The 26,150-nt window shown below is 69.9% G+C and carries 21 protein-coding genes; 6 read left to right on the forward strand and 15 right to left on the reverse strand.

The genetic code is table 11. The features are described 5' to 3' along the window. Positions 1-124: 124 nt before the first annotated feature. Positions 125-1,897 (reverse strand): acetyl/propionyl/methylcrotonyl-CoA carboxylase subunit alpha, encoded by a 1,773-nt coding sequence (locus tag HJ588_RS12755; protein ID WP_171156149.1) that lies wholly within the window; start codon positions 1,895-1,897, stop codon positions 125-127. 115 nt (positions 1,898-2,012) lie between these two features. Between HJ588_RS12755 and HJ588_RS12760 the strand changes: the two genes are divergently transcribed. Beyond that, a complete protein-coding gene (locus HJ588_RS12760; protein WP_171156152.1) occupies positions 2,013-2,873 on the forward strand; it encodes an aldo/keto reductase in 861 nt (286 codons plus the stop codon). Between the two features lie 178 nt (positions 2,874-3,051). Further along, positions 3,052-4,314, forward strand: a complete 1,263-nt coding sequence (locus tag HJ588_RS12765; RefSeq protein WP_171156154.1) for a protein kinase domain-containing protein — start codon at positions 3,052-3,054, stop codon at positions 4,312-4,314. Between the two features lie 29 nt (positions 4,315-4,343). On the opposite strand, the gene HJ588_RS12770 is transcribed toward HJ588_RS12765, so the two are convergent. The 5 genes from HJ588_RS12770 to HJ588_RS12790 form a co-directional block, all read right to left on the reverse strand. Continuing rightward, positions 4,344-5,582 (reverse strand): hypothetical protein, encoded by a 1,239-nt coding sequence (locus HJ588_RS12770; RefSeq protein WP_171156156.1) that lies wholly within the window; start codon positions 5,580-5,582, stop codon positions 4,344-4,346. Between the two features lie 94 nt (positions 5,583-5,676). Continuing rightward, entirely contained in the window at positions 5,677-7,110 is a 1,434-nt protein-coding gene (locus HJ588_RS12775) for a VWA domain-containing protein (protein ID WP_171157186.1), read from the reverse strand. 61 nt (positions 7,111-7,171) lie between these two features. Beyond that, positions 7,172-8,050 carry an AAA family ATPase gene (locus HJ588_RS12780; RefSeq protein ID WP_171156158.1) on the reverse strand — a complete coding sequence of 293 codons (879 nt, stop codon included), beginning with the start codon at positions 8,048-8,050 and terminating at the stop codon, positions 7,172-7,174. A gap of 52 nt (positions 8,051-8,102) precedes the next feature. Beyond that, entirely contained in the window at positions 8,103-9,065 is a 963-nt protein-coding gene (locus HJ588_RS12785) for a cutinase family protein (RefSeq protein WP_171156161.1), read from the reverse strand. A gap of 34 nt (positions 9,066-9,099) precedes the next feature. Further along, positions 9,100-9,495 carry a MerR family transcriptional regulator gene (locus tag HJ588_RS12790; RefSeq protein ID WP_171156163.1) on the reverse strand — a complete coding sequence of 132 codons (396 nt, stop codon included), beginning with the start codon at positions 9,493-9,495 and terminating at the stop codon, positions 9,100-9,102. A gap of 80 nt (positions 9,496-9,575) precedes the next feature. Here HJ588_RS12790 and HJ588_RS12795 point away from each other — a divergent pair, with 80 nt between their 5' ends. From HJ588_RS12795 to HJ588_RS12805, 3 genes are all read left to right on the forward strand, one after another. Then, positions 9,576-10,757: an acyl-CoA dehydrogenase family protein gene (locus HJ588_RS12795; RefSeq protein ID WP_171156165.1), complete on the forward strand. Its 1,182-nt coding sequence runs from the start codon at positions 9,576-9,578 to the stop codon at positions 10,755-10,757. Beyond that, a complete protein-coding gene (locus HJ588_RS12800) occupies positions 10,754-12,322 on the forward strand; it encodes an acyl-CoA carboxylase subunit beta (RefSeq protein ID WP_171156167.1) in 1,569 nt (522 codons plus the stop codon). The genes HJ588_RS12795 and HJ588_RS12800 overlap by 4 nt, the downstream gene beginning before the upstream one ends. A 743-nt stretch (positions 12,323-13,065) precedes the next feature. Then, a complete protein-coding gene (locus HJ588_RS12805) occupies positions 13,066-14,295 on the forward strand; it encodes a YhjD/YihY/BrkB family envelope integrity protein (protein ID WP_212755914.1) in 1,230 nt (409 codons plus the stop codon). 18 nt (positions 14,296-14,313) lie between these two features. Here HJ588_RS12805 and thpD read toward each other — a convergent pair whose 3' ends face one another. From thpD to HJ588_RS12825, 5 genes are all read right to left on the reverse strand, one after another. Further along, positions 14,314-15,210, reverse strand: coding sequence for an ectoine hydroxylase (gene thpD, locus HJ588_RS12810; RefSeq protein WP_171156170.1), 897 nt, complete (start codon positions 15,208-15,210; stop codon positions 14,314-14,316). A gap of 19 nt (positions 15,211-15,229) precedes the next feature. Next, complete coding sequence (locus HJ588_RS12815; protein WP_171156172.1) at positions 15,230-15,631, reverse strand: ectoine synthase; 402 nt, start codon at positions 15,629-15,631, stop codon at positions 15,230-15,232. 48 nt (positions 15,632-15,679) lie between these two features. Then, a complete protein-coding gene (gene ectB / locus HJ588_RS12820; RefSeq protein ID WP_212756016.1) occupies positions 15,680-16,966 on the reverse strand; it encodes a diaminobutyrate--2-oxoglutarate transaminase in 1,287 nt (428 codons plus the stop codon). A gap of 66 nt (positions 16,967-17,032) precedes the next feature. Continuing rightward, positions 17,033-17,551, reverse strand: coding sequence for a diaminobutyrate acetyltransferase (ectA, locus tag HJ588_RS19045; protein ID WP_343036710.1), 519 nt, complete (start codon positions 17,549-17,551; stop codon positions 17,033-17,035). Between the two features lie 216 nt (positions 17,552-17,767). Next, positions 17,768-19,714, reverse strand: a complete 1,947-nt coding sequence (locus tag HJ588_RS12825; RefSeq protein WP_343036711.1) for a heavy metal translocating P-type ATPase — start codon at positions 19,712-19,714, stop codon at positions 17,768-17,770. Between the two features lie 61 nt (positions 19,715-19,775). Here HJ588_RS12825 and HJ588_RS12830 point away from each other — a divergent pair, with 61 nt between their 5' ends. Further along, the gene (locus tag HJ588_RS12830; protein ID WP_171156174.1) at positions 19,776-20,117 is read left to right on the forward strand and encodes an ArsR/SmtB family transcription factor; all 342 of its coding nucleotides are present in this window, start codon (positions 19,776-19,778) and stop codon (positions 20,115-20,117) included. Positions 20,118-20,132: 15 nt separating this feature from the next. On the opposite strand, the gene HJ588_RS12835 is transcribed toward HJ588_RS12830, so the two are convergent. The 4 genes from HJ588_RS12835 to HJ588_RS12850 all read right to left on the reverse strand — a co-directional run bounded on the left by HJ588_RS12835 (position 20,133) and on the right by HJ588_RS12850 (position 26,109). Then, on the reverse strand, positions 20,133-21,416 hold the full coding sequence (locus HJ588_RS12835) for an MFS transporter (RefSeq protein ID WP_171156176.1): 1,284 nt from the start codon (positions 21,414-21,416) through the stop codon (positions 20,133-20,135). Between the two features lie 488 nt (positions 21,417-21,904). Continuing rightward, positions 21,905-22,537: a Maf family nucleotide pyrophosphatase gene (locus tag HJ588_RS12840; RefSeq protein WP_171156178.1), complete on the reverse strand. Its 633-nt coding sequence runs from the start codon at positions 22,535-22,537 to the stop codon at positions 21,905-21,907. A 7-nt stretch (positions 22,538-22,544) separates the two neighbouring features. Continuing rightward, positions 22,545-24,431: a Na+/H+ antiporter gene (locus HJ588_RS12845; RefSeq protein WP_171156180.1), complete on the reverse strand. Its 1,887-nt coding sequence runs from the start codon at positions 24,429-24,431 to the stop codon at positions 22,545-22,547. Positions 24,432-24,456: 25 nt separating this feature from the next. Continuing rightward, positions 24,457-26,109, reverse strand: coding sequence for a DUF885 domain-containing protein (locus HJ588_RS12850; protein WP_343036712.1), 1,653 nt, complete (start codon positions 26,107-26,109; stop codon positions 24,457-24,459). Positions 26,110-26,150 lie beyond the last annotated feature (41 nt).

Genomic DNA, 26,150 nt, shown 5'->3' on the forward strand with positions numbered 1-26,150 from the left:
CCACCCACTTCGCCGAGAGGCTCACTTATCGCCGAAAGGCCCGCGTAAGCGGGGCGAAATGCGCCCGAACACGTGAGCCTCTGGGCGATAGGTGAGCCTGTCGGCGGAGGGGGAGCGGAGCGGGTCAGTCCGTGATCTCGGCGAGGACCGCGCCGGCGGAGACGGTTTCGCCGACCTTGGCGGTCAGGCCGCTGATCGTGCCGGCCTTGTGTGCGGTGATGGGCTGTTCCATCTTCATCGCCTCGAGTACCACGACGGTTTCACCGGCCTCGACGGTCTGGCCGTCCTGCGCCACGAGTTTCACGATCGTGCCCTGCATGGGTGCGGTGAGGGAGTTGCCCGACGCGGCGGCGCCGCTACCGCCGGAGCGGGTGCGCTTGGGTGCCTTCTTGCGGGCCGGGCCGGCGCCGCCGCCACCGCCGAGTTGCAGGTCGCCGGGCAGGGAGACGTCGAGGCGTTTGCCGCCGACCTCGACCACGATGGTCTGCCGGGGCGTCTGCTCGGTGTTGGCGGAGGGGGTGCCGGCATACGGCTCGATCTGGTTGTCGAACTCGGTCTCGATCCACCGGGTGTGCACGCTGAACGGCGTCTCGTCGTCGGTCGCGAATGCCGGGTCGGCGACGACCGCGCGGTGGAAGGGCAGCACGGTCGGCATGCCCTCGACGACCATCTCGGCGAGCGCGCGGCGGGAGCGCTCGATCGCTTCGGCGCGGTTGCGGCCGGTGACGATGAGCTTGGCGAGCATCGAGTCGAAGGCGCCGCCGATGACGTCTCCGGAGACGACGCCGGAGTCGACGCGGACACCCGGGCCGCCGGGTGCTTTGAAGACCTCGACGGTGCCGGGCGCGGGCAGGAAGTTTCGGCCGGCGTCCTCGCCGTTGATGCGGAATTCGAAGGAGTGCGCGTGCGGCTCGGGGTCGGGGTAGCCCAGCTGTTCGCCCTGGGCGATGCGGAACTGTTCGCGCACCAGGTCGATGCCGGTGACCTCTTCGGAGACCGGGTGCTCGACCTGCAGACGGGTGTTGACCTCGAGGAAGCTGATCGCGCCGTCTTGCCCGATCAGGAACTCGCAGGTGCCGGCACCGACGTAGCCGGCCTCGGCGAGGATCGCCTTGGAGGCGCGCACCAGCTCGGCGTGCTGTGCTTCGGACAGGTATGGCGCAGGCGCCTCCTCGACCAGCTTCTGGTTGCGGCGCTGCAGCGAGCAGTCGCGGGTCGAGACCACGACCACGTTGCCGTGCTCGTCGGCCAGGCACTGCGTCTCGACGTGCCGCGGCTTGTCGAGGAAGCGCTCCACGAAGCACTCGCCGCGACCGAAGGCGGTGACCGCCTCGCGGACCGCGGAGTCGAACAGCTCGGGGATCTCCTCGATCGTGCGGGCGACCTTCAGGCCGCGGCCGCCTCCGCCATAGGCGGCCTTGATCGCGACCGGCAGGCCGTGCTCCTTGGCGAAGGCCACGACCTCGTCGGCGTCGGCGACCGGGTCCTTGGTGCCGGGCACGAGCGGGGCGCCGGCCTTGGTGGCGATGTGGCGGGCCTTGACCTTGTCGCCGAGGGAGTCGATGGCCTGCGGCGGCGGGCCGATCCAGGTCAGCCCGGCGTCGATCACGGCCTGTGCGAACTCGGCGTTCTCGGAGAGGAAGCCATAGCCCGGGTGCACCGCGTCCGCGCCCGAATCCTGAGCAACCGCAAGCAGTTTCTCCTGCACGAGGTAGGAGTCGCCGGGCGTCGAACCGCCGAGGGAGTAGGCCTCGTCGGCGGCTGTGACGTGGACGGCGTCGCGGTCCGGGTCGGCATAGACGGCGACCGAACCGATACCGGCGTCCGCGCACGCGCGCGCGACACGGACGGCGATCTCGCCACGGTTGGCGATCAGTACCTTGTGCAGTTGCGGCATGGGCCCGACTCTAGCCAGCGACCGAATCCTCCGGTGACGCGGATCACGTGTTTCGGGTGGTGAGACGATGCGCGTGTCCCGGCATACATCGACGACGAGTGAGGTTGGCACCGACATGACGGACAACACCACCAATCCTGTCCCGACAGTTCCGCTGCGCGCCGGCGAAGGCACCGTGGAGATCCCACAGCTCGGCTTCGGCGTCTGGCAGGTGCCCGACGACGAGGTCGGCGGCGCCGTGCAGACCGCGCTGCAGGACGGCTATCGGCACATCGACACCGCGAAGGCCTACGAGAACGAGGCCGGCGTCGGCAAGGCGCTCGCGTCCACCGACGTGCCGCGCGACCAGATCTTCCTCACCACCAAGCTGTGGAACTCCGACCAGGGGTATGACGAGACCCTCGCGGCCTTCGAGGGCTCGCACGAGCGCCTCGGCAAGGACAACCCGGTCGACCTCTACCTGGTGCACTGGCCGACGCCGGAGCGCGACCGCTACGTCGACACCTTCCGGGCGCTGCTGAAGCTGCGTGACGAGGGCAAGATCCGCGTCGCGGGCGTGTGCAACTTCGAGATCGAGCACCTGCAGCGGGTCAAGGACGAGCTCGGGGAGTTCCCCGCGGTCAACCAGATCGAGCTGCACCCCTACCTGCAGCAGCAGGAACTGCGCGACTTCCACGCGGCCAACGACATCGTCACCGAGGCGTGGAGCCCGCTGGCGTCCGGTGGCGATGTGCTGACCGACGAGACGATCAAGAGCATCGCCGACAAGCACGGCAAGACCCCGGCCCAGGTCATCCTGCGCTGGCACCTGCAACTCGGCAACGTGGTGATCCCGAAGTCGGTGACGCCCGAGCGCATCGCGCAGAACTTCGACATCTTCGACTTCGAGCTGGACGAGCAGGACCTGGCCGCGATCAAGGGGCTGGACAAGGGTCAGCGCACCGGCCCGGACCCGAAGACGTTCAACATGGCCTGATCCGGCCGATTGAAAACGTGGCCTGACCCCGGCATCGCGGGACTTGTCACGCCATACGCGACTTGTCACGTAAAACGTGACTTGTCACGTCACACCCCGACTTGTCACGTGCTGTAGCACGTGACAAGTCGGGGTTTCGTGGTTGTAGTCCCGGGCCGACCTGGCATGCTGCTGACTCGTGGGAGAGGTTTTCGCGGGTCGGTACGAGCTCGTCGACATCATCGGCGAGGGCGGCATGGGCTCGGTCTGGCAGGTGCACGACCGCAAGCACGACCAGCTGCTGGCGGCCAAGGTGCTGCGGCAGTCGGACGCCGGCTCGCTGCTGCGCTTCATGCGCGAGCAGGGCGTGCGCATCCACCACCCCAACGTGGTCACGCCGCTCGGGTGGGCGGGTGAGGACGACCGCGTGCTGTTCACCATGCCGCTGGTCGACGGCGGCTCGGTGAGCGACCTGATGCGCGACGGACACCGCACCCTGCCGCCGCTCTATGTCGCCGAGCTGGTCCGCCAGCTGCTCGCGGCGCTCGACGCGGTGCACCGGGCCGGTGTCGTCCACCGCGACGTCAAACCGGCCAACCTGCTGCTCGCCGCGACCGGCACCGACCGGCCGCAGCTGCGCCTCACCGACTTCGGCATCGCGGTGCCGGTCGATTCACCGCGTATGACGACACAGGCCGTCGTGCTGGGCACCCCCGGATATCTCGCGCCCGAGCAACTTCGCGGTGGCGAGCCGGCACCGAGCTGGGATCTCTACGCGACGGGCATCGTTGCGCTGCAACTGCTTTCGGGGGAGAAGGCCGGCGACAACAGGCAGCACCGCGACGACCTTCCGATCCGGCCGCCGCACGTGCCCGACCAGCTGTGGCGAGTGGTCGTGGACCTCGCCGACCCCGATCCGGCGGGCCGGCCGCCGTCGGCAGGAGCCGCTGCGGCGGCGCTCGCCGGGCCTGACGTCGCGTGGGTGCCACAGACCGCGATCAGCGTGCCGCGCCGGGTCGACGCGGACCCGGAGCGCACCAGGGCACAGAGCTTCGACGCGACCGGCACCGCGCCGTTCGGGCAGACCGCCAGCCCGGCGCAGGCGCCCGCGTCGCCCACCGCGGTGCAGGGCAATCAGCAGCCGGCCCAGGGTGCCGGCCGCACGAACGTCCCGGCGCCCGGCGCGGCCCCGGCCCCGGAAGGCGCCCCGGCGCGAGCGACGCCGGGCCGCCGGGCGAAGCTGGCCGGGCTGGTCGCGGCACCGCTCGTCGCGCTCGCTGCGCTGGCGTTCGTCTGGTGGCCGCAGGGCAGCGATGCGGGCAACCTGCCGCCCGGGGCCGCGAAGATCGGCGGCACCTGCCAGTGGCAGGACGCCGGCACCACCGAGGCCGACAGCGCCGGCAAGACACTGCTCGTGTGCACTGCGCAGGGCAGCGAATACACCTGGCAGCGCGTCAAATAACGCGACCGAGCCGGATCACGCCAAGCGGGTCAGCTCAGGCGGCGCAGCCAGATCAGCACGCCCGCGGCGGCGGCCACGATCAGTGCACTGATCCCGATCTTCGGCAGCACCGAGCCGCCGCCGTCCGCGTCGGCCCCGCCGACCGACAGCTGGCTGGCAGGGGGAGCGGTGACCGCTGCGCCGGCGGCATCGGCATACGTCGGCCCGGTGGTCGGGCTGCCGACCACGTCGAGGTTGAGCCGGGCCGGCACCGTGGTCGTCGGTTGGGGTTGCGTGTCGTCGGTGGCGCTGACGTAGATCGCCACCGTGTACCAGCCGGCCGCGGTCGTCCACTGGGCGGAACCGATGCCGATGTCGCCGGTCTTGTTGCCGTAGTCGAGTTGGCGGTTGGCGGCGTTGACCTGCGCGGTGTAGGTGGCGACGGTCTGCTGGTCCCCGCTGTTCTTGCTGATGATGCCGGTGGCGCTCGACCTGACCTGGGACAGTTGCGGACTGAAGAGGGTGAGCGCGACGTTGAGCGAGGTCGGCGGAGCGAAGTTGGTGCCGTTGCGCGGTGCGTCGACCGACGCCGCGAGGCGTTGCCCCCAGCCCACCCGCACCCGCGCGACGGCGAGCTTGCCGGGCTGCAGCGACACCGGGTAGCTGCCCGGTGTCAGCGTGTCCGGCGCGAGCAGCTTGTCGCTGAGCGTCCTGTCGTCGCCCGTGGTCGACTTGGATGCGGCGGTGATCTCGCTGAAACCCGTTGCCGGAGTGGCGGGTTCGAGCTTGGTGATCTTCGGCTCCTCGGTGAGCACGAGTTGCACGTCCCGGCTCGGCGGTGCCGAGCTCGAGGCGGAGGAGCTGGTGGTGTCCGGTGCCTTGAGGGTCAGCCGGAGGTCGGTCACGCTCTCGCAGCCGCTGTCGATGTAGGACTGCCGCTTGGTGGCGGCGCCGTCCAGGAAGATGAAGCGGTATCCGCCGACCGCCTCGAAGCTGCTGGTGTCGGACGAGGAGCAGTCGGTCTTGCCGTCGGCGGTGGTGATGGACGCCTGCACCGCCCCGAAGACGGCGACCGCCACCGAGCCGCCGGCCGGTCGCTTGATCGTCGCGTAGGTCGTGGTGTTGCCGGTCGGCGCCTGTGTCGTGATGCGGCCGGGGGAGAGCACCGGGGCGTCGCCCAGTGCGGTGCTGAACTCCACCGGCTGACTGCCGGGGGCGCCGCCCGGGCCCCCCGTCTCGGCGACCGCGACCGGGGCCGCCGCGAGTCCGGTCAGCAGTAGCGCGGGCACGGCGGCAAGTTTTCGCAGTCGCATGATGGGGCCAGTATGCCGGGGTCGCTTGCCGGGCTCAGCCGATGCCTCAAATGGGCTCTCAGATGGGCTCTCAGATGGGCAACGTCCGGGCGACGAAGTCGCGCAGTTGCTCCAGGTTGCGGCACTCGTGCATCGGCGCGATCCGGCCGTAGACCTGCGCCGCCGAATCTCCCTGCCGCCAGAGGACTTCCGGCTCCGGGTTGAGCCAGGTCAGGTGCCTGGCGCGGTCGGCGATGCGTTGCAGATCGGCGATGCCCGGGTCGGCGAAGTTGTTCCGGGCGTCGCCGAGCACCAGCACGGTCGAGCGCCGCCCGAGCGCGTCGAGGTGGCCGCGCACGAAGGTGCGCAGCGCCCAGCCGTAGTTGGAGTTGGTGCCGCGTGCGATGAGCTCCGGGGTGCCGAGGGCCCAGCTGGTGAGCGACGTGCCGGGCGGCAGGTCGTGCACCACGTCGGTGATCTCCGCGGTGCTGCTCACGAAGCCGAAGATGCGCACCTTGCGGAAGTGCTGGTGCAGGGCCTGCATGAGCAGCATGGTGAAGCCGGAGAAGCCGCCGACCGAGCCGGACAGGTCCGCGAGCAGCACCAGGTCCGGGCGATGTGGCGCGCGGCGCTGGTAGACCGGGTCGATCGGCACCCCGCCGGTCGACATCGACGCGCGCAGGGTGCGACGCACGTCGATCGCCCCACGTCCGGCCCGCTCGCGGGACGTCAGCCGGGCCGCGAGTTTGCGCGCCAGCGGGTCGAGTTCGCGCCGCAGCTGGTGCAGCTGGTCGCTGCCGGCGGTGAGGAAGTCGCGCTGCCGGATCGTGCGCGGTATGGCGAGCCGCGCCACTTGCTCCCGATCGCGCACCTCCGCGTTGCGGCGGCGGCTCTCGCTCTCGACCTGGCGGCGGAACGCCTCGACGCGGGCCCGCAGCTCGTCCCGGTCGATCCGGTCGGTGAAGCGCTCGGGGCGGCCCGGCTCCCGGTCCCAGGGGTTGATCGCCCAGTCGGTGTCGGTGGTCGCGCCCTGCGGCGATGCGGCCGCCATGCCGCCCGCGCCCTGGCCGCTGCCGGGTCCCGAGCCGGCGCCCTCGCCGGGAGCGTCACCGCGCAGGAGGTCCTGCGCCGCGGAGATCGCCCGCTGCGGCGCGAGCGCGTCGAGGGTGCGGGCGGCACTCCATCCTGCGGCGTCGTCGCCGACCCTGCCGAGGAGCTCGACCGCGGCGGCCGCGAGTTGCTCCGCCGCTGCCGTGTCGCCGGCCGCGAGCGCGCGGGCGAGCCGGTCGCGCAACGCGTCGGCGTCCTCGGCGCCGCCCGCGGCTCCCGTCATACGGCGCCCGGCGGCAGCCGGGAAGTAGATGTCGAAGAGCTGGTCGAACGACGAGCGGTCGTCGCTGCGGCGCAACATCGCCGCGGCGACCCCCGCGCGCAACCGCTCGCGGTCGTCCAGTCCGAGTGCCTGCGCGACCCGGGCCGCGTCGGTCACCTCGCTGGTGCCGACCCGCATGCCGTGGGCGCGCATCGCCGCGCCCAGCGCGACGAATCGCGCTGGCAGTGTTTCGGTTTCAGCCGTCGCGGAGGAATCAGCCCGCGAGTTCACGATCCAGGTCCAGCTTCGCGTGGGCGAGCTCGATGTCGCTCTGGTGCTTGAGCACCACACCGAGGCTGTCGCGCACCAGCTGCGGGTCGAGCCGGTCGGCGCCGAGACTGATCAGCGTCCCGGCCCAATCGACGGTCTCGGCGACCGACGGTGCCTTGCGCAGCTCGAGCCCGCGCAGCGCGCCGACGACGCGCACCAGCGACGCGGCGAGCGTGTCGTCCAGATCGGGCACGTGGGACTGCACGATGCGTTGTTCGAGCGCGGCGTCCGGGTAGTCGATGTGCAGGAAGAGGCACCGGCGTCGCAGCGCCTCGGAGAGTTCGCGGGTGGCGTTGGAGGTCAGCACCACCAGGGGCCGGTGCCGGGCGTGGATCGTCCCGAGCTCGGGGATGGTGACCTGAAACTCCGAGAGCAGCTCCAGCAGCAGGCCCTCCATCTCCTCGTCGGCCTTGTCGAGCTCGTCGACGAGCAGCACGACCGGCCGCTCGCTGCGCACCGCGGTCAGCAGCGGCCGGGCGAGCAGGAACTCCTCGCCGAAGATGTCGGTGCGCACGTCGTCCCAGCCGCCGCTCTGCTCGGCGGAGATGCGCAGCAACTGCTTGGCGTGGTTCCACTCATAGAGGGCGCGTGCCTCGTCGACGCCCTCGTAGCACTGCAGCCGCACCAGGTCGTTGCCGGTGGCCGCGGCGAGTGCGCCGGCGAGCGCGGTCTTGCCGACACCGGCCGGGCCCTCGATGAGCAGCGGCCGGCCGAGGGTGGCCGCGAGGTAGACCGTGGTGGCGATCGCGTCCGACGGCAGGTAGCCGGTCTCGGCGAGCCGGTCGCGGGTGTCGTCCACGCTGGTGAAGACGGGCGTACTCATGAGTACATCCTCGCGTATGGCGCGACACCCGCGCGGCATACGCGCTCGCGCCTCAGCCGCCGGCCTCGGCGATCAGCCCGTCGATGGGCGCGGCGAGCCCGTCCGCGCCGGGCACCCCGAACCTCGCCAGCAGTCCGGCGGCGACCGCACCGTCGATGGCGTCGCCGATCGCCCGCACCGTGGCGTTCCAGAGGAGGTTGTGCCTGAGCAGGGCGTTGGGGGTGGGCATCGGGACCGGCAGCGGCGCGCCATACCCGATCCGGGGTGTCTGCGGCTGGTAGTGGTCGCCCGGGCGGGCGTCCGCGCCGAAGGGGTCGAACCGGTAGGCGTGGTCCCCGCTGCGATAGCCCTGCACGCCGTTGGCGACCGCGAGCGCATTGGTGAACGGGTTGGCGGCGTTGCAGATGACGTCGTTCTGGTTGCAGACCTCGCTCACGGCGACGTCGCGGAAGTTGCGCGGCCCGGGTGCGTCGATCGTCGGCAGGTTGGGCAGCATCGTCAGCACCCCGCCGGCGGGTCCCTCGATGCCCTTGGTCTGCGGTGCCCGGCGCGGGTCGCCGTAGAGCACGGCGCTCAGCTGGTTGTGCGGGATGTCGCTCTTGCCGGCCAGGGACTCGACCACGTTGCCGGCCACGAGCGCGCCGAACGAATAGCCCATGAACGCGATGCGTGCGCTCGGGCAGGCGCGGTGGTAGTCGATCGCCGCGCGTTCCAGGCTCGGGACCGCCCTGGCGACGGTGTTGTTGAGTGTCGTGGGGTCGAGCACCGGGATGATGCCGTTGCGGTAGTAGAAGATCTCCCGGTCCCAGCCGGGCGCGGACGCAACGTTGCTCAGGCTGGGTCCGCCGAAGCTCGCGGCCGACTCGCCGCTCTTGTAGCCGTCGACGAGGAAGATCTTGTTGCCGCAGCCGGCGGCGCCCGCGGCGGGTGCCGTGGGCAGCGCCAGGGCGGTCATCCCGGTGGTGGCGAGGGCGGCCGCTGCGGCGGCGGTGGCGATGCTGCGAGGGCTGCGCATGTGCCCTGACGCTAGCGCTGATCGGGCGGCAGGATCAGCTTTGCAGCCGACGCAGATCTGCCCGGCAGCGCCGCTCCATCGACTCCATCTCGGCGAGGGTGCGGTCGATGTCCGCGCGGCGCTGCTCCAGCTCGGCGCGGCGGGCGGCGATCTGGTCGAGCAGGTAGACGAGCTGGCCGGACTCGCCGGGAGTCTCGTCATACATGTCGATGATCGTGCGAATCTCCTCCAGCGGGAAGCCGATTCGCTTGCCCCGCACGATGAGCTCGAGCCGGGTGCGGTCGCGCCGGTGGAAGACCCGCACGGTGCCGCGGCGCTCGGGGGAGAGGAGGCCGAGCTCCTCGTAGTGCCGGATCGTGCGGTGGGTCAGCCCGAACTCCTCGGCCAGCTGCGCGATCGACCAGGTGGCCTCGACGTGCGGGGTTGTCATGGCGGCGATCATGCTTTACGTTTACGTCAACGTCAAGCGTTGTGTGACGGGCCACACACTCGAGATTGCGAAGGACGAGGATGTTCGAGCTGAGCAAGGAGCACGAGGAATTCCGGCAGCTGGTGCGGGATTTCGCCGAGCGTGAGGTCGCGCCGCACGTCGCGCAGTGGGACAAGGAGCACCACTTCCCGACCGACCTGGTCCCGAAGATGGGCGAGCTCGGGCTCTTCGGCCTGGTCGTGCCGGAGGAGTATGGCGGTGCCGGCCTCGACGAGGGCAGCTTCACCTACCTCTGCCTCGCGATCGAGGAGCTCGGCCGGGTGGACCAGTCCATCGGGATCACGTTGTCGGCCGGTGTCGGCCTCGGCATCAACCCGATCCTGACCTACGGCGACGACGAGCAGAAGCAGCGCTTCCTGCCCGACCTGGTGGCCGGCCGCGCCCTGGCCGGCTTCGGCCTTACCGAGCCGGACGCCGGCTCCGACGCCGGGGCCACCCGCACCAAGGCGACGCTCGCTGACGGCAACTGGACGATCAACGGCGCCAAGGCGTTCATCACCAACTCCGGCACCGACATCACCTCGGTGGTCACGGTCACCGCCCGCACCGGCACCGACGACAACGGCCGCGCCGAGATCAGCGCGATCATGGTGCCGGCCGGCACTCCGGGCTTCACCGCCGAGCCCGCCTACGACAAGCTCGGCTGGCACATCTCCGACACCCACGGCCTCACCTTCTCCGACTGCGTGGTGCCCGAGAGCAACCTGCTCGGCCGCCGCGGGCAGGGCTTCAAGCAGTTCCTCAAGACGCTGGACGACGGCCGCATCGCGATCTCTGCGCTCGCAGTCGGGCTGTCGCAGGCGTGTCTGGAGGCGGTCACCGAATATGCAAAGACGCGAACGGCTTTCGGCAAGCCGATCGCGGTCAACCAAGGTGTGTCCTTCCAGATCGCGGACCTCGCCGTCATGGTCGAGGCATCCCGGCAGCTGACCTACAAGGCCGCCTGGCTCAAGGACGAGCTGGAGGCTGGCCGTCGATCCGTCGCCGAAGTGAAGCAGGCCGCGGCCATCGCCAAGCTCTACTCCACCGAGGCCGCGGTCAGCGCGACCCGCATCGCCACGCAGATCTTCGGCGGCAACGGGTTCATGGAGGAATATCCCGTCGCGCGCTTCTACCGCGACGCCAAGATCCTGGAGATCGGCGAGGGCACCTCTGAGGTGCAGCGCATGGTGATCGCACGCGGGCTCGGGCTGCCGGCATGAGTGAGCAGGTCACCACCGAGGTGAGCGGCGACCCGCGAGTCGCCGATGTGCGTGAGCGGCTGGCGGCGGCCTACGAAGCGTCGGCCGCGGCGCCCGAGCGGGCCCAGGCCAAGCTGGACTCGCAGGGCAAACTGTATGTCCGCGAACGGATTTCACTGCTCTTCGACGAGGGGTCCTTCGTCGAGGACGGTCGGTACGCCAACGCCACCGCTGGCAACCTGCCGGCCGACGGGGTCGTCACCGGCCGGGGCACGGTCGAGGGGCGTCCGGCGATCGTGGTCGCCAACGATCCGACCGTGAAGGCGGGCTCCTGGGGCGCGCGCACGGTCGAGAAGATCGTGCGGGCGACGGAGGCCGCGCTGCGGGAGGAGCTGCCGGTCTTCTGGTTCGTCGACTCGGCCGGCGCCCGCATCACCGACCAGGTCGAACTCTTCCCCGGCCGCCGCGGCGCGGGACGCATCTTCCACAACCAGGTCGCGTTGTCGGGCAAGGTGCCGCAGATCTGCTGCTTGTTCGGGCCGTCGGCCGCCGGCGGTGCCTACATCCCGAGCTTCACCGACATCCTCATCATGGTCGAGGGCAACGCGTCGATGTATCTCGGCAGCCCGCGAATGGCGGAAATGGTTGTCGGAGAGAAGGTTTCGCTCGAGGAGATGGGCGGCGCACGGATGCACTGCACCGTCAGCGGCGTCGGTGACCTACTCGCCTCCGACGACGCCGAGGCGATCGAGCTCGCCAAGCTCTTCTTCTCCTACGTGCCGTCCACCTGGCACGACGAGCCCCCGTCATACGTGGGGGAGGAGCCGGCGACCGAGCTCACCGAGCACACCGTGCCGGAGATCGAGAGCCAGCCGTTCGACGTGCACGAGGTCATCGACGGGCTGATCGACGACGACTCGTTCTTCGAGATCAAGCCGCTCTTCGCGCCCGAGCTGGTGATCGGCTTCGGCCGCATGGACGGCAAAACCGTTGGCATCGTTGCCAACAACTCGATGGTCAAGGGCGGCGTGCTCTTCACCGACAGTGCCGACAAGGCCGCACGCTTCATCTGGATGTGCGACGCCTACTCCATCCCGCTGATCTACCTGGCCGACGTGCCCGGCTTCATGATCGGGTCCGAGGTGGAGCGCGGCGGCATCATCCGGCACGGCGCCAAGATGGTGTCGGCGGTGTCCGAGGCGACCGTCCCGCAGTTCTGCATCGTGGTCCGCAAGGCGTATGGCGCAGGCCTCTACGCCATGGGCGGCCCCGGCTTCGGACCGGACGCCACCCTCGCGCTGCCGACCGCTCGCATCGCGGTGATGGGCCCGGAGGCCGCGGTCAACGCCGTGTATGCCGGCAAGATCGCCGAGATCGAGGACCCCGCCGAGCAGGAGGCCTTCGTGCAGGCCAAGCGCGAGGGATACCTCGAGGACGTCGATCTGGAGCGGTTGGCGTCCGACCTGGTCATCGACGGGGTTGTCGAGGCGTCGTCGCTGCGCACCGAGCTGCTGCACCGGCTGGCCTATGCCTGCCGCCGGGACCGGCGCTTCAGCGAGCGCCGCCGCGCCATACCGCCGGTTTAGAGTCCGAGCCGCACGGATGCGGGTCGAGTAGGCCGAGCCCGCTGAGTGCTGGTCGAGTAGGCCGAGCCCCCAGGGGCGAGGCCGTATCGAGACCAGCCCGCGGGCGCTGGTTTCGATACGCGCTTCCCCCGCTTCGCTCCTCCGCGCTACTCAACCAGCGACACCGCTGGTCGAGTGGGCCGAGCCCCCAGGGGCGAGGCCGTATCGAGACCAGCTCACGGGCGCTGGTTTCGATACGCGCTTCCCCCGCTTCGCTCCTCCGCGCTACTCAACCAGCGACACCGCTGGTCGAGTGGGGCGAGTCCCCAGGGGCGAGGCCGTATCGAGACCAGCGACCGAGCGGGGGAGCGCTGGTTTCGATACGCGCTTCCCCCGCTTCGCTCCTCCGCGGTACTCGGGCCAGCGACACCGCTGGTCGAGTGGGCCGAGCCCGCAGGGGCGAGGCCGTATCGAGACCAGCCCGCGGGCTGGTCTCGATACGCGCTTCCCCCGCTTCGCTCCTCCGCGGTACTCGGGCCAGCGACACCGCTGGTCGAGTAGGGCGAGCCCCCAGGGGCGAGGCCGTATCGAGACCAGCGACCGAGCGGGCGAGCGCTGGTTTCGATACGCGCTCCCCCGCTTCGCTCCTCCGCGCTACTCGGGCCAGCGACACCGTCCAGCGACACTGCGACTCACCCCACCGAAGTTCCCGACCACGCGTGGGGTGAGCGGGACTCACGCCTGCCGCCGGTACCGTTGAGCCCGTGAGCGTCGTCGCATCCATCGACCGGACCCAGCGGAGGTTCCCGCCGCTGGGCTACCCGATCGCGGTCGTCTACAAGTTCTTCGACGACCTCGGCAACTTCATGGCGGCGCTGTTCGCCTACTACGCGTTCGTGTCGCTCTTCCCGATGCTGATCCTCGCGACCACGATCCTCGGTGTGGTGCTGGAGGGAAACCCCGGCCTGCAGCAGGAGCTGATCAGGTCGGCACTCAGCGAGTTCCCGATCGTCGGTGACGAGATCAAGGCACCGAGCGCCTCCACCGGCAGCTGGATCTCGATCGCGGTCAGTGCGCTGGTGGCGCTCTACGGTGCGCTCGGTGCGGCACAGGCGTTCCAGTACATCGCCAACTCGGTATGGCAGGTGCCGCGCAACTCGCGGCCCAATCCCTTTGCGGCGCGCGGGAAGTCGGTCGGTCTGATCGCCGTGCTCGGCACCACGCTGCTGGCGACGATCGGCCTGACATCGGTGGTGCCACGAGTCATCCACCTGGCGGGCCTGGCGGCATTCGGGGTCAGGGTCGGCACCATCTGCGTCGACATCCTCGCGATCACCTTCGCCTTCCGCATCGCGACCGCACGGCGCATCAAGACCCGCGACCTGCTGCCCGGCGCGGTGTTTGCCGGGCTGATGTGGCAGGTCCTGCAGACCGTCGGCGGGATCTACGTCGAGCACGTGGTGCAGCGCAACACGGCCATCGCCGGACAGTTCGCCGTCGTCGTCGGCCTGATGATCTTCCTCTACATCGCCGGGGTCGCGATCGCGATGAGCATGGAGATCGACGCGGTGCGGGTGCTGCGGCTCTGGCCGCGGGCGCTGCTCACGCCGTTCACCGACAACGTGCGGTTGACCGCCGGCGACATCCGGGCCTACACGGGGCTGGCCGAGGCGACCCGGCTCAAAGGCTTCGAGCGGATCAATGTCACCTTCGACCGGTCGACCGACCCCGTCGAGGACAGCGCCGACCACGAAGAGGTCGAGCTGCCACTCGATTTCGACGACGACGGCTCACCGGGCAACGAGGTCGAGGCCGTCCCGCCGCACCCCAGCACACCCCAGCACCGGTTGCCCGAGCGGCCCGCGTCGGATGACGACGACGACTTCGATCCGGGCAGCCAGCCGACCATCCCGCTGGTCACCCGGCGCCGACCCGCCGAAGCGGACTCCGACGACTCGTCGATCGTGCGCGGGCCGTGGTCCAAGGGCGGCTGACCGACCCGCGACATGCCCTCAGCGCAGCGGGGTGAAGTCCCGCGCGCCGAGGAACGACGGGCGAGGGGCCGGCGCGGCATACGGTGCGACACAGGTGTTTTCGACGCTGTTGTAGACGATGAACACGTTGGACCGCGGGAACGGCGTGACGTTGCCGTTCGAGGCGTGCATGCAGTTGGAGTCGAACATGATCGCGCCGCCCGCGCTGCCCTCGAGTACGTCGATGCCGTGCTCGTCGGCGAGTGCCGTGAGGGTCTGCCGGTCGGGGGTGCCGGCTCCCTGCATCACCAGCGAGCTCTTGTAGTTGTCCTCCGGGGTGCCACCGACGCAGGAGACGTAGTGGCGGTGTGACCCCGGCATGATCATCAGCGGGCCGTTGAACGAGTGGTTGTCGGTCAACGAGATCGAGATGCTGACCGCCCGCGGGGTGGGCATGCCGTCCTCGGCGTGCCAGGTCTCGAAGTCGGAGTGCCAGAAGAAGTCCTTGCCCTCGAACGCCGGCTTGGCATTCACCCGGCTCTGGTGGATGTAGACATCCGAGCCGAGGAGCTGCCGTGCGCGAGCCACCACGCGCGGGTCGCGCGCGATCGCGCCGAAGACCGGGCTGGTCAGGTGCACGTCGAAGATGCTGCGCACCTCCTGCGACGTCGCCTCGATCACCGTGCGTTCGTCGGCCCGTATGGCGTCGTCCGAGGCCATCCGAGTGAGTTCCCTTCGCATTGCTGCGAGTTCGTCACCGGTCAGCAGCTGGTCGATCAGCAGGTAGCCGCGGTCGTCGAAGTCGCGCAGCGTCTCGGCGTCGAGCGGTCCGTCGCCGGCCGATCCGTGCACGACCGGGCCGGTGCGCGGCAGCACGCGCGGGCGGTCGTCGGTGCGGGTCGGGTAGTCGTCGGTCGGTCTGGTGGTCGTCGTCACGGGGTCTCCTCTCGGGGCGTCAGGCGGTGGCTGCTTCCTCGTGGATCACGGGGTAGACGCCGTGCTCGTCGTGCACCTCCCGGCCGGTGACCGGCGGGTTGAAGACGCAGGCGCAGTGGATCTCCTCCTCGACGCGGACGGTGTGCTTGTCGTGCTTGTCGAGCAGGTAGACCGTGCCCGGCGCGAGCGGGAACTCCTCGCCGGTGTCGCGGTTGAGCAGGGTGCCGCTGCCGGCATAGACGTAGACGCACTCGACGTGGTGGGCATACCAGAAGTCCGACTCCGTGCCGGCGTAGAGCACGGTGTCGTGGAAGGAGAAGCCGACGCCGTCCTTGGCGAGCACGAACCGGCGGCTGCGCCAGTTGCCGTGCTCGACGTCATGCTCGGTGTCGTCGAGATCGTGCAGGTTGATGACTTTCATGGGTTCCCTTTCAACGCAGTCATTTTCGAGATGTATGACGGGGCTCGCTCAGCCGACGAGTGCCGACTCACGGACCGGCGTGGTCACCGCCGCGCATGCCTGCGTCAGCAGCTCCAGGCCCTCCTCGAGCTCGGTCTCGGTGACCGTGAGCGGAGGCATCACCTTGACCACCTCGCCGCTCGGGCCGGACGTCTCGACCAGCAGCCCGCGCTCGAACGCCGCGGCCTGGACCCGGCCGGCGGTCTCGACGTCCTCGAAGGCGATGCCGGCGAGCAGCCCGCGGCCGCGCACCCAGGCGCCCTCGTGGCTGTCGGCGATGTGCTGCAGGCCGGTGTGCAGTTGCTCGGCGCGGGAGGCCACCTGCTGCTGGAAGCGGTCGTCGGCCCAGAAGAGTGCGAGGGCGGCGGTGGCGGTGACGAACGCCGGGTTGTGACCGCGGAAGGTGCCGTTGTGCTCGCCCGGCTCCCACTGGTCCAACTCGGGACGCAGCAGGGTGAGCGCCATCGGCAGCCCGTAGCCGGAGATCGACTTCGACAGGCAGATGATGTCCGGGGTGATGCCGGCCTCCTCGAAGGAGAAGAAGGTGCCGGTGCGGCCGCAGCCGGCCTGCACGTCGTCGACGATCAGGAGCACCCCGTGGCGGCGGCAGAGCGACTCCAGCTCGCGCAACCACTCGGCCCGGGCCGCCTTGAGTCCGCCCTCGCCCTGCACGGTCTCCACGATCACGGCGGCGGGCAGCTCCAGGCCGGAGCCGCTGTCGCTCCACGTGCGGTCCAGCCAGAGGAAGTCCGGCGTCTCGCCGTCGAAGTAGTCGTCGTAGGGCGCGACGTCCGAGTGGTAGAGCGGAGTGCCGGCGCCCGCGCGCTTCATCGAGTTGCCGGTGACGGCGAGAGAGCCGAGCGTCATACCGTGAAAAGCGTTGGTGAAGCTGACGATCGCCTGACGTCCGGTGCACTTGCGGGCGATCTTGAGTGCCGCCTCGACCGAGTTGGTGCCGGTCGGTCCGGGGAACTGCACGACGTGGTCGAGCCCGCGAGGCGTGAGGATGAGGTCCTGGAAGGTCTGCAGGAAGTCGCGCTTGGCGACGGTGTGGGTGTCGAGCGAGTGCACGACGTGGTCGCCGGTGAGGTAGTCGATCAGACGCTTCTTCAGCTCGGGGTGGTTGTGCCCGTAGTTGAGTGCGCCGGCGCCGGAGAAGAAGTCGAGGTAGCGGCGGCCGTCCTCGGTCCACTGGTGGGCGCCCTGCGCGCGGTCGAAGACCGCGGGCCACTCGCGGCAGTAGCTGCGCACCTGGGATTCGCGCGTCTCGAAGATCGTGGTGTCCGTGTTTCTCATGCTCGTCATGCTCGTATTTCCTTCCGTGGCAAGCAGATGCAGCGCAGGTTCAACGTCAGCGCAGGTTCAGTGCAGCGGCGCGATGCGGTAGAGCCGCTCGGCGGAATGCGCGTCGGGAAAGTGGCCCCTGCCGAAGAGCTCGCGCTGGTCGATCGCGGCGTCACGCTCACCGGCGAAGCGGGTGAAAAGCCCGATCGACGCGGTGTTGTCGTCGGTGATGGTCGTCTCCATGGCCGACGCCTCGCCGACCCGGTCGGTCAGCTCGTGCAGCATGCGACGTGCGATGCCCTGCCCGCGGAAGCCCGGATCGACGGCGACCTGCCAGATCATGAGTGTCTGCGGGTCCTCCGGCCTGAGATAGCCGCTCACGAATCCTGTTGCCACCCCGCCGGATTCGGCGATCAGCGAGGTGCGAGCGAAGTCGCGTGCCCAGAGCAGGTAGGCGTAGGACGTGTTGACGTCGAGCTCACCGGCGCCTCTCGCGAGCATCCAGAGCGCGCCGCCGTCGGTCACCTCGGGTGCTCGGAAGGTGATCGTCGAGGTCGAGGCGAGCGGACGGGTGGGCGTTGTCGTCGGGCTGTTCACGCTCAACGAACGTAACGACTCGTCGGTAACAATCAACCGTCATGCGACGAGATCGCACGCCTGGCGGTCGACCAGTGCGGGGTCGCTGAGCGTAGTGAGCGGCGGCATCTCAGGCAATGCCCGGGCCGCGGTCCGGACCGGGGAAAAATCTCGGACGCACCGTCCACGATATGGACGGCCGGGTCGAATTGTGTGACGGGTCACAGCGATTCGAGCTCAGCGCGGGTCGGGTGCGCTCCACTCGCGCTCGCGCAACAGCCGCAGGCTGTTGAGTCCGACGATGACCGTCGAGCCCTCGTGGCCGAGCACCCCCAGGGGGAGGGGCAGGGTGCCGATCAGGTCCCACAGCACCAGGCCGCCGATGAAGACTGCTGCGATCACGAGGTTCTGGAGGACGACCCGGCGCGCGCGTCGTGACAGTCGCACCGCGGCGGGGATGGCGGCCAGGTTGTCGCGCACGACCACTGCGTCCGCGGCGTCCAGGGTCAGATCCGACCCGCCGCCCCCCATTGCCACGCCGGCGTGGGCGGTGGCCAGTGCGGGTGCGTCGTTGACCCCGTCGCCGACGGCAAGGACCCGATGTCCGGCGACCTGGGCGGCTGCGATCGCGTGCACCTTGTCCTCCGGCAGCAGGCCGGCGCGCACGTCGGCGATGCCGACGACGGCCGCCAACTGCGTTGCCGCCGCCTGGTTGTCACCGGTGAGCAATACCGGCGGCGCCGCGGTGAGTTCGGCCAGGGACTGCACCGCAGCGGGTGCGTCGTGCCGCACCCGGTCGGTCAGCCCGATCGCGCCCACGGCCGCGCCGTCGCGCAGCACGATCACCACGGTGCGGCCGGCGGCTTCGAGACGCCGCACCGTCATACCCAGTGACGCCGGCAGGATGGCGGTCACGGCAGATGGTGAGACCACAGCGGTGCGCACGCCTTCGACCACACCTTCGACGCCGCGGCCGGGCACCGAGGAGAAGTCTTCGGCCGGAGCCGGACTACCGGCGGCGTCGACGATCGCCCGCGCGAGCGGGTGCTCACTGAGATGTTCGACCGCGGCAGCCCAGGCCAGCACCTGTGCTCGCGTCGGCAGGTCGGGCCCGGCGGCCGCCTCGACCTCGCTCACCGCCGGGCTGCCTTCGGTGAGGGTGCCCGTCTTGTCGAAGGCGACCTGGTCGACGTGTCCGAGTTGTTCCATCACCACCGCGGACTTGACCAGCACGCCGTGCCGTCCGGCATTCGCGATCGCCGACAGCAGCGGAGGCATCGTGGACAGCACGATCGCGCAGGGCGAGGCCACGATCATGAACGTCATCGCACGCAGCAGGGCATCGGTGAGATCGGCTCCGAACAGCAGGGGCACGGCGAACACCGCGACGGTCACGGTGACCATGCCGATCGAGTAGCGCTGCTCGACCTTCTCGATGAACAGTTGGGTCGGCGCCTTGGTCTGCGAGGCCTGCTCGACGAGCGCGACGATGCGGGCGATAACCGAGTCCTGCGGGTCCCGCCCGACCTCGACCCGGAGAGTGCCGGTGGTGTTGAGAGTGCCGGCGAACACCTCGTCACCGGTGGACTTGTATGCCGGCAGCGGCTCCCCGGTGATGCCGGCCTGGTCGACGTCACTGGCACCACCCGTGACGACGCCGTCGGCGGCGATGAGTTCGCCGGGACGCACCAGGATGACGTCTCCGATCCGCAACTCCTTCGCCGGCATCGTGCGCTCGCCGCCCTCGGCGTCGAGCACGGTGGCGGTGGCCGGCGTGAGGTCGAGCAGCCCACGGATGGAGTCCTGCGTGCGCGCGGTGGCGACAGCTTCGAGGGCGCCCGACGTGGCGAAGATGACGATGAGCAACGCGCCGTCCATCACCTGACCGATGGCCGCGGCTCCGAGGGCGGCGACGATCATCAGCAGGTCGACGTCGAGTGTCTTCTCGCGCAGCGCCTGGAGGCCGGCCCACGCCGGGTCCCAGCCGCCGGTGACGTAGACGGCGGCATACAGCGTCGCCCAGAGCGGGGTGGGAGCGCCCGCGAGGTGCAGGGGCAGCGCCACGAGAAACAGCAGCAGCGCGGCGGTCGCCCAGCGCACCTCGGCGACCGCGAACAGACGGGTCCGGCGTCGCGGAGGGGACAGCGTGTCCGGCATGTGCGGGAGCGTCGTGGTCGTCGTCACGCGGGACAGCGTAACGGAACAATTGAACAGTTATTCAAGTGTCGGAGGCTAGGCTCGCTGCATGGGACATCGCACGGGCGTCGTATCCGCCACGATCGAGCAGCGACTCGATCGGGTCGGGGCCGGGGAGGTCGCCACCACATTGCAGGCGCTCGCGACGCCGTCCCGACTGCGGATCCTCGCCACCCTCGTGGAAGGGCCGTGCGCGGCAGGTGTGCTTGCGGAGCGCGCGGGCCTCGAGGCGTCCGCCTGCTCGCACCAGCTGCGACTGTTGCGGCATCTGGGCCTGGTGAGCGGCGTGCGCGACGGGCGCTCGATGATCTACTCGCTTGCCGACCAGCACGTCGCGGACCTGCTCGAGCAGGCGATCGGCCACGCCGAGCACCAGCGCGACGGTCGCTGACGTCGGCGGGCGCTCTCAGCCGGCCTCTGCCACCGCACTGGTGCGCCGGGTGCCGAACTCGACGCCCCTGCGCTCCTTGCCGATCAGCGTCAGCACGATCACCGCGACGAACACCGGCACCATCGTCGCGGCGAGTGCGAACGGGTAGCCGTGGCGGGACGCGAGCGACTCCTGGATGGGCAGGTTGAACGCGGCCAGGCAGTTGCCGAGCTGGTAGGTCACCCCCGGGTAGAAGCCGCGGATCTCGTCCGGTGACATCTCGGTCAGGTGCGCCGGTATGACGCCCCACGCGCCCTGCACCATCACCTGCATCAGGAACGAGCCGAGGATGACCATCCCGACGGTCGTCGAGTAGGCGAACAGCGGGATGATCGGCAGCGCGACCGCCGCGCAGACCACGATGATGATCTTGCGGCCGTACCGCTCCGAGAGGGCACCCGCGATCGCCCCGCCGGTGATGGCGCCGACGTTGTAGATCACCGCGATCCAGGTCGCGGTGGAGCCGGCGAACCCGAGCCCGTCGTCGACGTGTTCCTTGAGGAAGGTGGGGTAGACGTCCTGCGTGCCGTGGCTCATCCAGTTGAACGCGGTCATCAGCAGGACCAGGAAGATGAACCGTTTCCAGATGGCCGGGTTCTTGAGGATGTCGGAGGCCTTGGTGGTGCTCTGCCGGAAGCGTTGCCGCGTCGACTCCCAGACCTCGGACTCCTCGACCCGCGAGCGGATGATCAGCGAGATCAGCGCCGGGATGATCGACAGCGCGAACATCCACCGCCAGGACAGGCCCCACCAGGTGTTGACCACGAGGAAGGCGAGCGCGGCGAGCAGGTAGCCCATCGAGTAACCGCCCTGCAGGATGCCGGAGAACAGGCCGCGCCGTCGGCTCGGAATCTTCTCCATCGCCAGGGCCGCGCCGAGGCCCCACTCGCCGCCCATGCCCAGTCCGTAGAGCATGCGCAGCACCATCAGCACGGTGAAATTCGGCGCGAACGCGCAGAGGAAGCCGACGATCGAGTAGAAGATCACGTCGACCATCAGCGGGATCCGTCGCCCGACGCGGTCTGCCCAGAGACCGAAGAGGAACGCCCCGACCGGCCGCATGATCAGCGTCATCGTGGTGATGAGCGACATCTCGGTGAGCGACTTGCCGAAGTCCTTGGCGATCTGCGCGTAGATCAGCACAACCAGGAAGTAGTCGAACGCGTCCATCGCCCAGCCGAGGTATGCCGCGGCGAACGCGTTGCGCTGGTCCGCGGTCAGCTTCGGCGGCGCTCCGGCGGTGGCGGCTGGGGACGACATACGGCTCCTTCGGCAGGGTGCCTCGGTGCGGCAGAGTGCATAGTTTGACGAAGGGTCACCGTAGACCCGTCACCTGGAAATCCGGGCGATCCGGGGCAGCCGATTTCGGGCGGGTGGGGAGTGGCGCGAGCGCGGCGTATGGCGTGCAGAAGTCGCGACGGTTGCGCCGTACGCACGCGGGGCCGGCGTATGGCGTGCAGAAGTCGCGACGCTTGCGCCGTACGCACGCGGGATCGGCGTGTGGCGTGCAGAAGTCGCGACGGTCGCGGGGTGTGCACGCGGGATCGGCGTGAGGCGTGCAGAAGTCGCGACGGTCGCGGGTTACGCACGCGAGGCCGGGGCGGGATCGGCGTATGCCGTGCAGAAGTCGCGACGGTTGCGCCGTACGCACGCGGGGCCGGTGTATGGCGTGCAGAAGTCGCGACGGTCGCGCCGTCGGTCGCGGGTTGCGCACGCGGGCCGGCCGAAGAATCAGCCGGGGTGCCGGACTACCCGCGCAGGTCGTGGAATCCGATCCCGAGCTCGGCGAGCATCTCGCGCAGCACCGGCAGGCTGAGCCCGACGACGTTGTGGTGATCGCCCTCGATGCGTGTCACGTAGGGGCCGCCGAGGCCGTCGATGGTGAAAGCGCCTGCGACGTGGAGGGGTTCGCCGGTGGCGACATACGCGTCGATCTCGTCGTCGGTCAGGTCGGCGAAGTGCACGACGGTCGAGGCGACCACTCCGAAGGTCGCGCCCGACGACTCGTCGCGGGCGTCGATCAGCCAGTGGCCGGTGTGGAGCGTGCCGGACCTGCCGCGCATGGCCTTCCATCGCGCGGTTGCCTCGGCGGCGTCAGCGGGCTTGCCGAAGGTCTCCCCGTCGAACTCCAGCACCGAATCGCAGCCCAGCACAAGGGAATCCGACTCGACCTGCGAGGCGACGTCCTCGCCCTTCGCGCGGGCGAGCAGTAATGCGACGTCAGCAGGGTCGAGGCTGCCCAACGACTTCTCGGCATCGGCAACGACGGCCGGCTCGTCGACCGACGAGACGACGACCTCGGGCGCGACACCCGCCGATCGCAGGGTCGTCAAGCGGGCGGGGGAGGCGGAGGCGAGCACGAGTGAGACGGTCACCCGCACAGGCTAGTCACCCCAGCCGGTCGTCCACGAAACACCAGCGCCACGCCTCGCCCGGCTCGAACGAGCGCATCACCGGGTGGCCGTGCTGCTCGAAGTGCTTGCTCGCGTGCCGGCCGACCGAGGAGTCGCAGCAGCCGACGTTGCCGCACTGCAGGCACAGCCGCAGATGGACCCAGGTCAGTCCCTCGCGCAGGCAGTCGGCACAGCCCTGCGGGGTGAGCGGGTCGATGGCGAGCGGCGCGGCCGCCAAGTGTTCACAACCGAATTGGCGCTCTTCGGGGGTGAGGAGCAACCGGTCGGAGGCCTCGGCGTTGGCGGTCTGATAGCGGGTGATCATGGACTCCTCGACGTCGAGGTTGTCCATCACCGCATTCAGCACCTCGTGGTCCATGACGCCCTTGTCGCGCAGCCGCAGCACCTTGCAGCGTTCGGCGTCGAGCATCGCCGCTCGCAGGCGCCGGTAGGCGTCGCCGGGTGTCTCGACCGAGACGTCGTTGTTGCCGAGACGCTCCCACGCGAGGTTGGCCCGGCGGCTGCCCTGGTTGCGCAGCGCGGTGACGACCTCCTCGGGCACCTCGTGCTCGCCGTCGTCGAGCTCCTGGTCGAGGCGCTCGGCGCCGGCCGTCACGGTCGCCTGCATGAGTTGCGCGGTCTGCAGCGCGTCCTCCCGCGGATCCGGCCCGTGCAGGTTGAGCCTGCGCGCGACCCAGCCGAGCGAATACCCTTGGATCACAAGGGTGCCCACCGTCACCGTCAGGGCGATGAAGACCATCGACTGCCGGTGCGGCGTGTCGGTCGGCAGCAGCGACGCCGCCGCCAGCGTGACCACGCCCCGCATGCCCGCCCACGACGCGATCGCCGACTCCTTGCCGGTCAGCGTGGTGTTGGTCCAGCCCATCACCCGGCTCACCGAGGCAAGGCCGAGCAGCCAGATCGGACGCAGCAGCATCACTGTCGCGAGCACCGCCAGCGCGATCAGCGACGTCTCGGCGAGGCCCGGGTCGGAGTCGCGCACCTCGTCGACGATCGTGCGGGTCTGCAGACCGATCAGCAGGAAGACCATGTTCTCCAGCAGGAAGGTCATCGACACCCAGTTGAGCCGCTCGGACACGCGTGCCTGCGCGGTCTGGATCACCGGTGCCGAATGGCCGAGCGCCACCCCGCACACCACGGCGGCGATGACACCGGAGGCGTGCACCTCCTCAGCCGGCAGGTAGGCGACCCACGGGCTGAGGAAGCTGATCGCGACGCTCGGCACGGCGTCGGTGACGTAACGCCATACGAGAGAGACGAGACGGTAGGCGAGATAGCCGATCAACGCGCCGCCGAGCGAGGCCCACAGGAAATCCCGGCCCGCGGTGAGCACGGTGGCCGCGCCCGCGCCTCCGGCGATCAGCCCCTTGGCGGTGTTGACCGTCACCAGCGCGGTCGCGTCGTTGAAGAGCGACTCGCCCTCCAGCACCGACACCACCCGGCGCGGCAGGCCGATGCGCCGCGCGACCGCCGTCGCCGCGACCGCGTCCGGGGGCGCGACGACACCACCCAGCGCGACGGCCGCCGCGAACGGGATGTCGAGCAGCTTCCACACCACGAGCGCCACCCCGAACGCCGTGAACAGCACCAGCAGCACCGACAGGCTGAGGATCTGCCGCCGCTCCCGGCGCAGATCGATCAGCGAGGTGTTGCTGGCGGCGCCGAAGAGCAGCGGCGGCAGGAAGCCGAGCAGGATGATCTCCGGCTCGACCTCGAACGGGTGCGGCACCAGCGGCAGGAACGACGCGGCCGCGCCGAGCGCGGTCAGCAGCAGCGGTGCCGAGAGCCCGTAACGGCGGGCGCAGGTGGCCACCACGACGACGAAGGCCGCGAGCAGGAAGATGGGTAGTGCGACGTCCACCGCACCATCCTTGCAGCGAGTCCGGCTACAACGTGCCGAGGACAGCCCCTCGCAAGGTGTCCAGCCCGACCGAGCCGATGTCGAGCGCGCGGCGGTGGAACGCCTTGAGGTCGAAGCCGGCGCCCTCGCGCTCCTTGACCTCGTCGCGCAGCTGCATCCAGATGCGCTCGCCCACCTTGTATGACGGTGCCTGTCCCGGCCAGCCGAGGTAGCGGTCGAGCTCGAAACGCAGGAACCCCTCGGCCATGTCCGCATGCGCGGTCAGGAACTGCCACGCCTTGTCGTAGGTCCACTCGCCGCCGCCGACCTCTGCCGGCGCCTCGAAGCCGCAGTGCACCCCGATGTCGAGGACTACGCGCGCCGCCCGCAGGGACTGTCCGTCGAGCATGCCCATCCGGTCTCCGGGGTCGGTGAGGTAGCCGAGTTCGTCCATCAGGCGCTCGGCATACAGCGCCCAGCCCTCCCCGTGCCCGGAGCACCAGACATCCATGCGGCGCCAGTTGTTGAGCAGCCCGGAGCGGTAGATCGTCTGGCCGCACTGGAGGTGATGGCCGGGCACGCCCTCGTGGTAGACGGTGGTCAGCTCGCGCCAGGTGCCGAAGTGGTCGACGCCCTTGGGCACTGCCCACCACATGCGGCCGGGGCGCTCGAAACCGTCGCTCGGCGGCGTGTAGTAGATGCCGCCGGATTGCGTTGGGGCGATGCAACATTCGATGGTGCGCACCGGCTCCGGCACGTCGAAGTGGGTGTCGGCCAGCTCGGCGATCGCCGCGTCGGCCTTCTCCTGCATCCAGCGCTGCAGGGCGTCGGTGCCCTGCAGCGTGTATGCCGGGTCGTTGTCGAGCGCGTCCATCGCCTCGCGCACGCTCGCGCCCGGCTTGACCTGGTCGGCGACGCGGGCCATCTCGGCCGTGATGCGCGCGAGCTCCTCCTGACCCCAGGCGTAGGTCTCCTCGAGGTCGATCTCCGCGCCGAGGAAGGCGCGCGAGTGCAGCGGATACTTGTCGCGGCCCACCCCGTCCGCCTCGGGCGCCTTCGGCAGGATCTCCTCGCGCAGCCGGTCGCCCGCCCTGGCGTATGCCGCGGCCGCCTCGTCGATCGCGTCCCCGATCTGCGGGTGCTGCTTCTTCAGCGTCGCGAAGTAGCCGTCGGAGGCGGTGTGGTCCTTGGTCTGCTGGATGCACGCAGTCACCTGCCGCACCGGGCTGACCATCCCGCGCCCGGCGGCCTCGTGCAACGACTCGAACCACTGGTCGAGCGCCCGCGGCACGGCGCGCATCCGGCGGCCGACCGTCTCGACCTGGTCCGGGGTGTCGGTCGGCATCAGGTCGAAGATGTCGCGGATCCCCTGCAGCGGTGACTCGATCACGTTGAGCGATGCGTGCTGGATGCCGGCGTCGTAGACCTCGACGTCGAGACCGAGGCGCTCACGCATCGCGTCGATCGTCACCCGGTCCACGTCGTCCTGGGGCTGCGCCGCGCCGATCTGCGCCAACGCCTCCCGGGTGGCGGCGTCGCGGGCGGCCAGGCCCTCGGGGGAGAAGTCGTCGAGTGCGTCCTGGTGCTCGTCGAGCCCCAGGTAGGTGGCCATCATCGGGCTGAGGGCGACGGCCTGCTCGTGGTAACGGTCGGCGATGGCGTCGACGGGCGTGGGTGTGCGCGTGGTGTCTTCAGTCACACCGCCGAACGTATCGCGAGCAAATGCGGGTGCGCTCGCGG

It is taken from the genome of Flexivirga aerilata (genome assembly GCF_013002715.1).
GTDB lineage: Bacteria > Actinomycetota > Actinomycetes > Actinomycetales > Dermatophilaceae > Flexivirga > Flexivirga aerilata.

Bases quoted from the DNA above. Each gene is read 5' to 3' on its own strand.
- ectB (WP_212756016.1), bottom strand. From the start codon at position 16,966: ATGAGAAACACGGACACCACGATCTTCGAGACGCGCGAATCCCAGGTG.
- HJ588_RS12785 (WP_171156161.1), bottom strand. From the start codon at position 9,065: ATGCGCAGCCCTCGCAGCATCGCCACCGCCGCCGCAGCGGCCGCCCTC.
- HJ588_RS12775 (WP_171157186.1), bottom strand. From the start codon at position 7,110: ATGCGCGCCCACGGCATGCGGGTCGGCACCAGCGAGGTGACCGACGCG.
- HJ588_RS12830 (WP_171156174.1), top strand. From the start codon at position 19,776: ATGGGACATCGCACGGGCGTCGTATCCGCCACGATCGAGCAGCGACTC.
- HJ588_RS12780 (WP_171156158.1), bottom strand. From the start codon at position 8,050: ATGAGTACGCCCGTCTTCACCAGCGTGGACGACACCCGCGACCGGCTC.
- HJ588_RS12800 (WP_171156167.1), top strand. From the start codon at position 10,754: ATGAGTGAGCAGGTCACCACCGAGGTGAGCGGCGACCCGCGAGTCGCC.
- HJ588_RS12790 (WP_171156163.1), bottom strand. From the start codon at position 9,495: ATGACAACCCCGCACGTCGAGGCCACCTGGTCGATCGCGCAGCTGGCC.
- HJ588_RS12815 (WP_171156172.1), bottom strand. From the start codon at position 15,631: ATGAAAGTCATCAACCTGCACGATCTCGACGACACCGAGCATGACGTC.
- HJ588_RS12835 (WP_171156176.1), bottom strand. From the start codon at position 21,416: ATGTCGTCCCCAGCCGCCACCGCCGGAGCGCCGCCGAAGCTGACCGCG.
- HJ588_RS12760 (WP_171156152.1), top strand. From the start codon at position 2,013: ATGACGGACAACACCACCAATCCTGTCCCGACAGTTCCGCTGCGCGCC.
- HJ588_RS12755 (WP_171156149.1), bottom strand. From the start codon at position 1,897: ATGCCGCAACTGCACAAGGTACTGATCGCCAACCGTGGCGAGATCGCC.
- HJ588_RS12795 (WP_171156165.1), top strand. From the start codon at position 9,576: ATGTTCGAGCTGAGCAAGGAGCACGAGGAATTCCGGCAGCTGGTGCGG.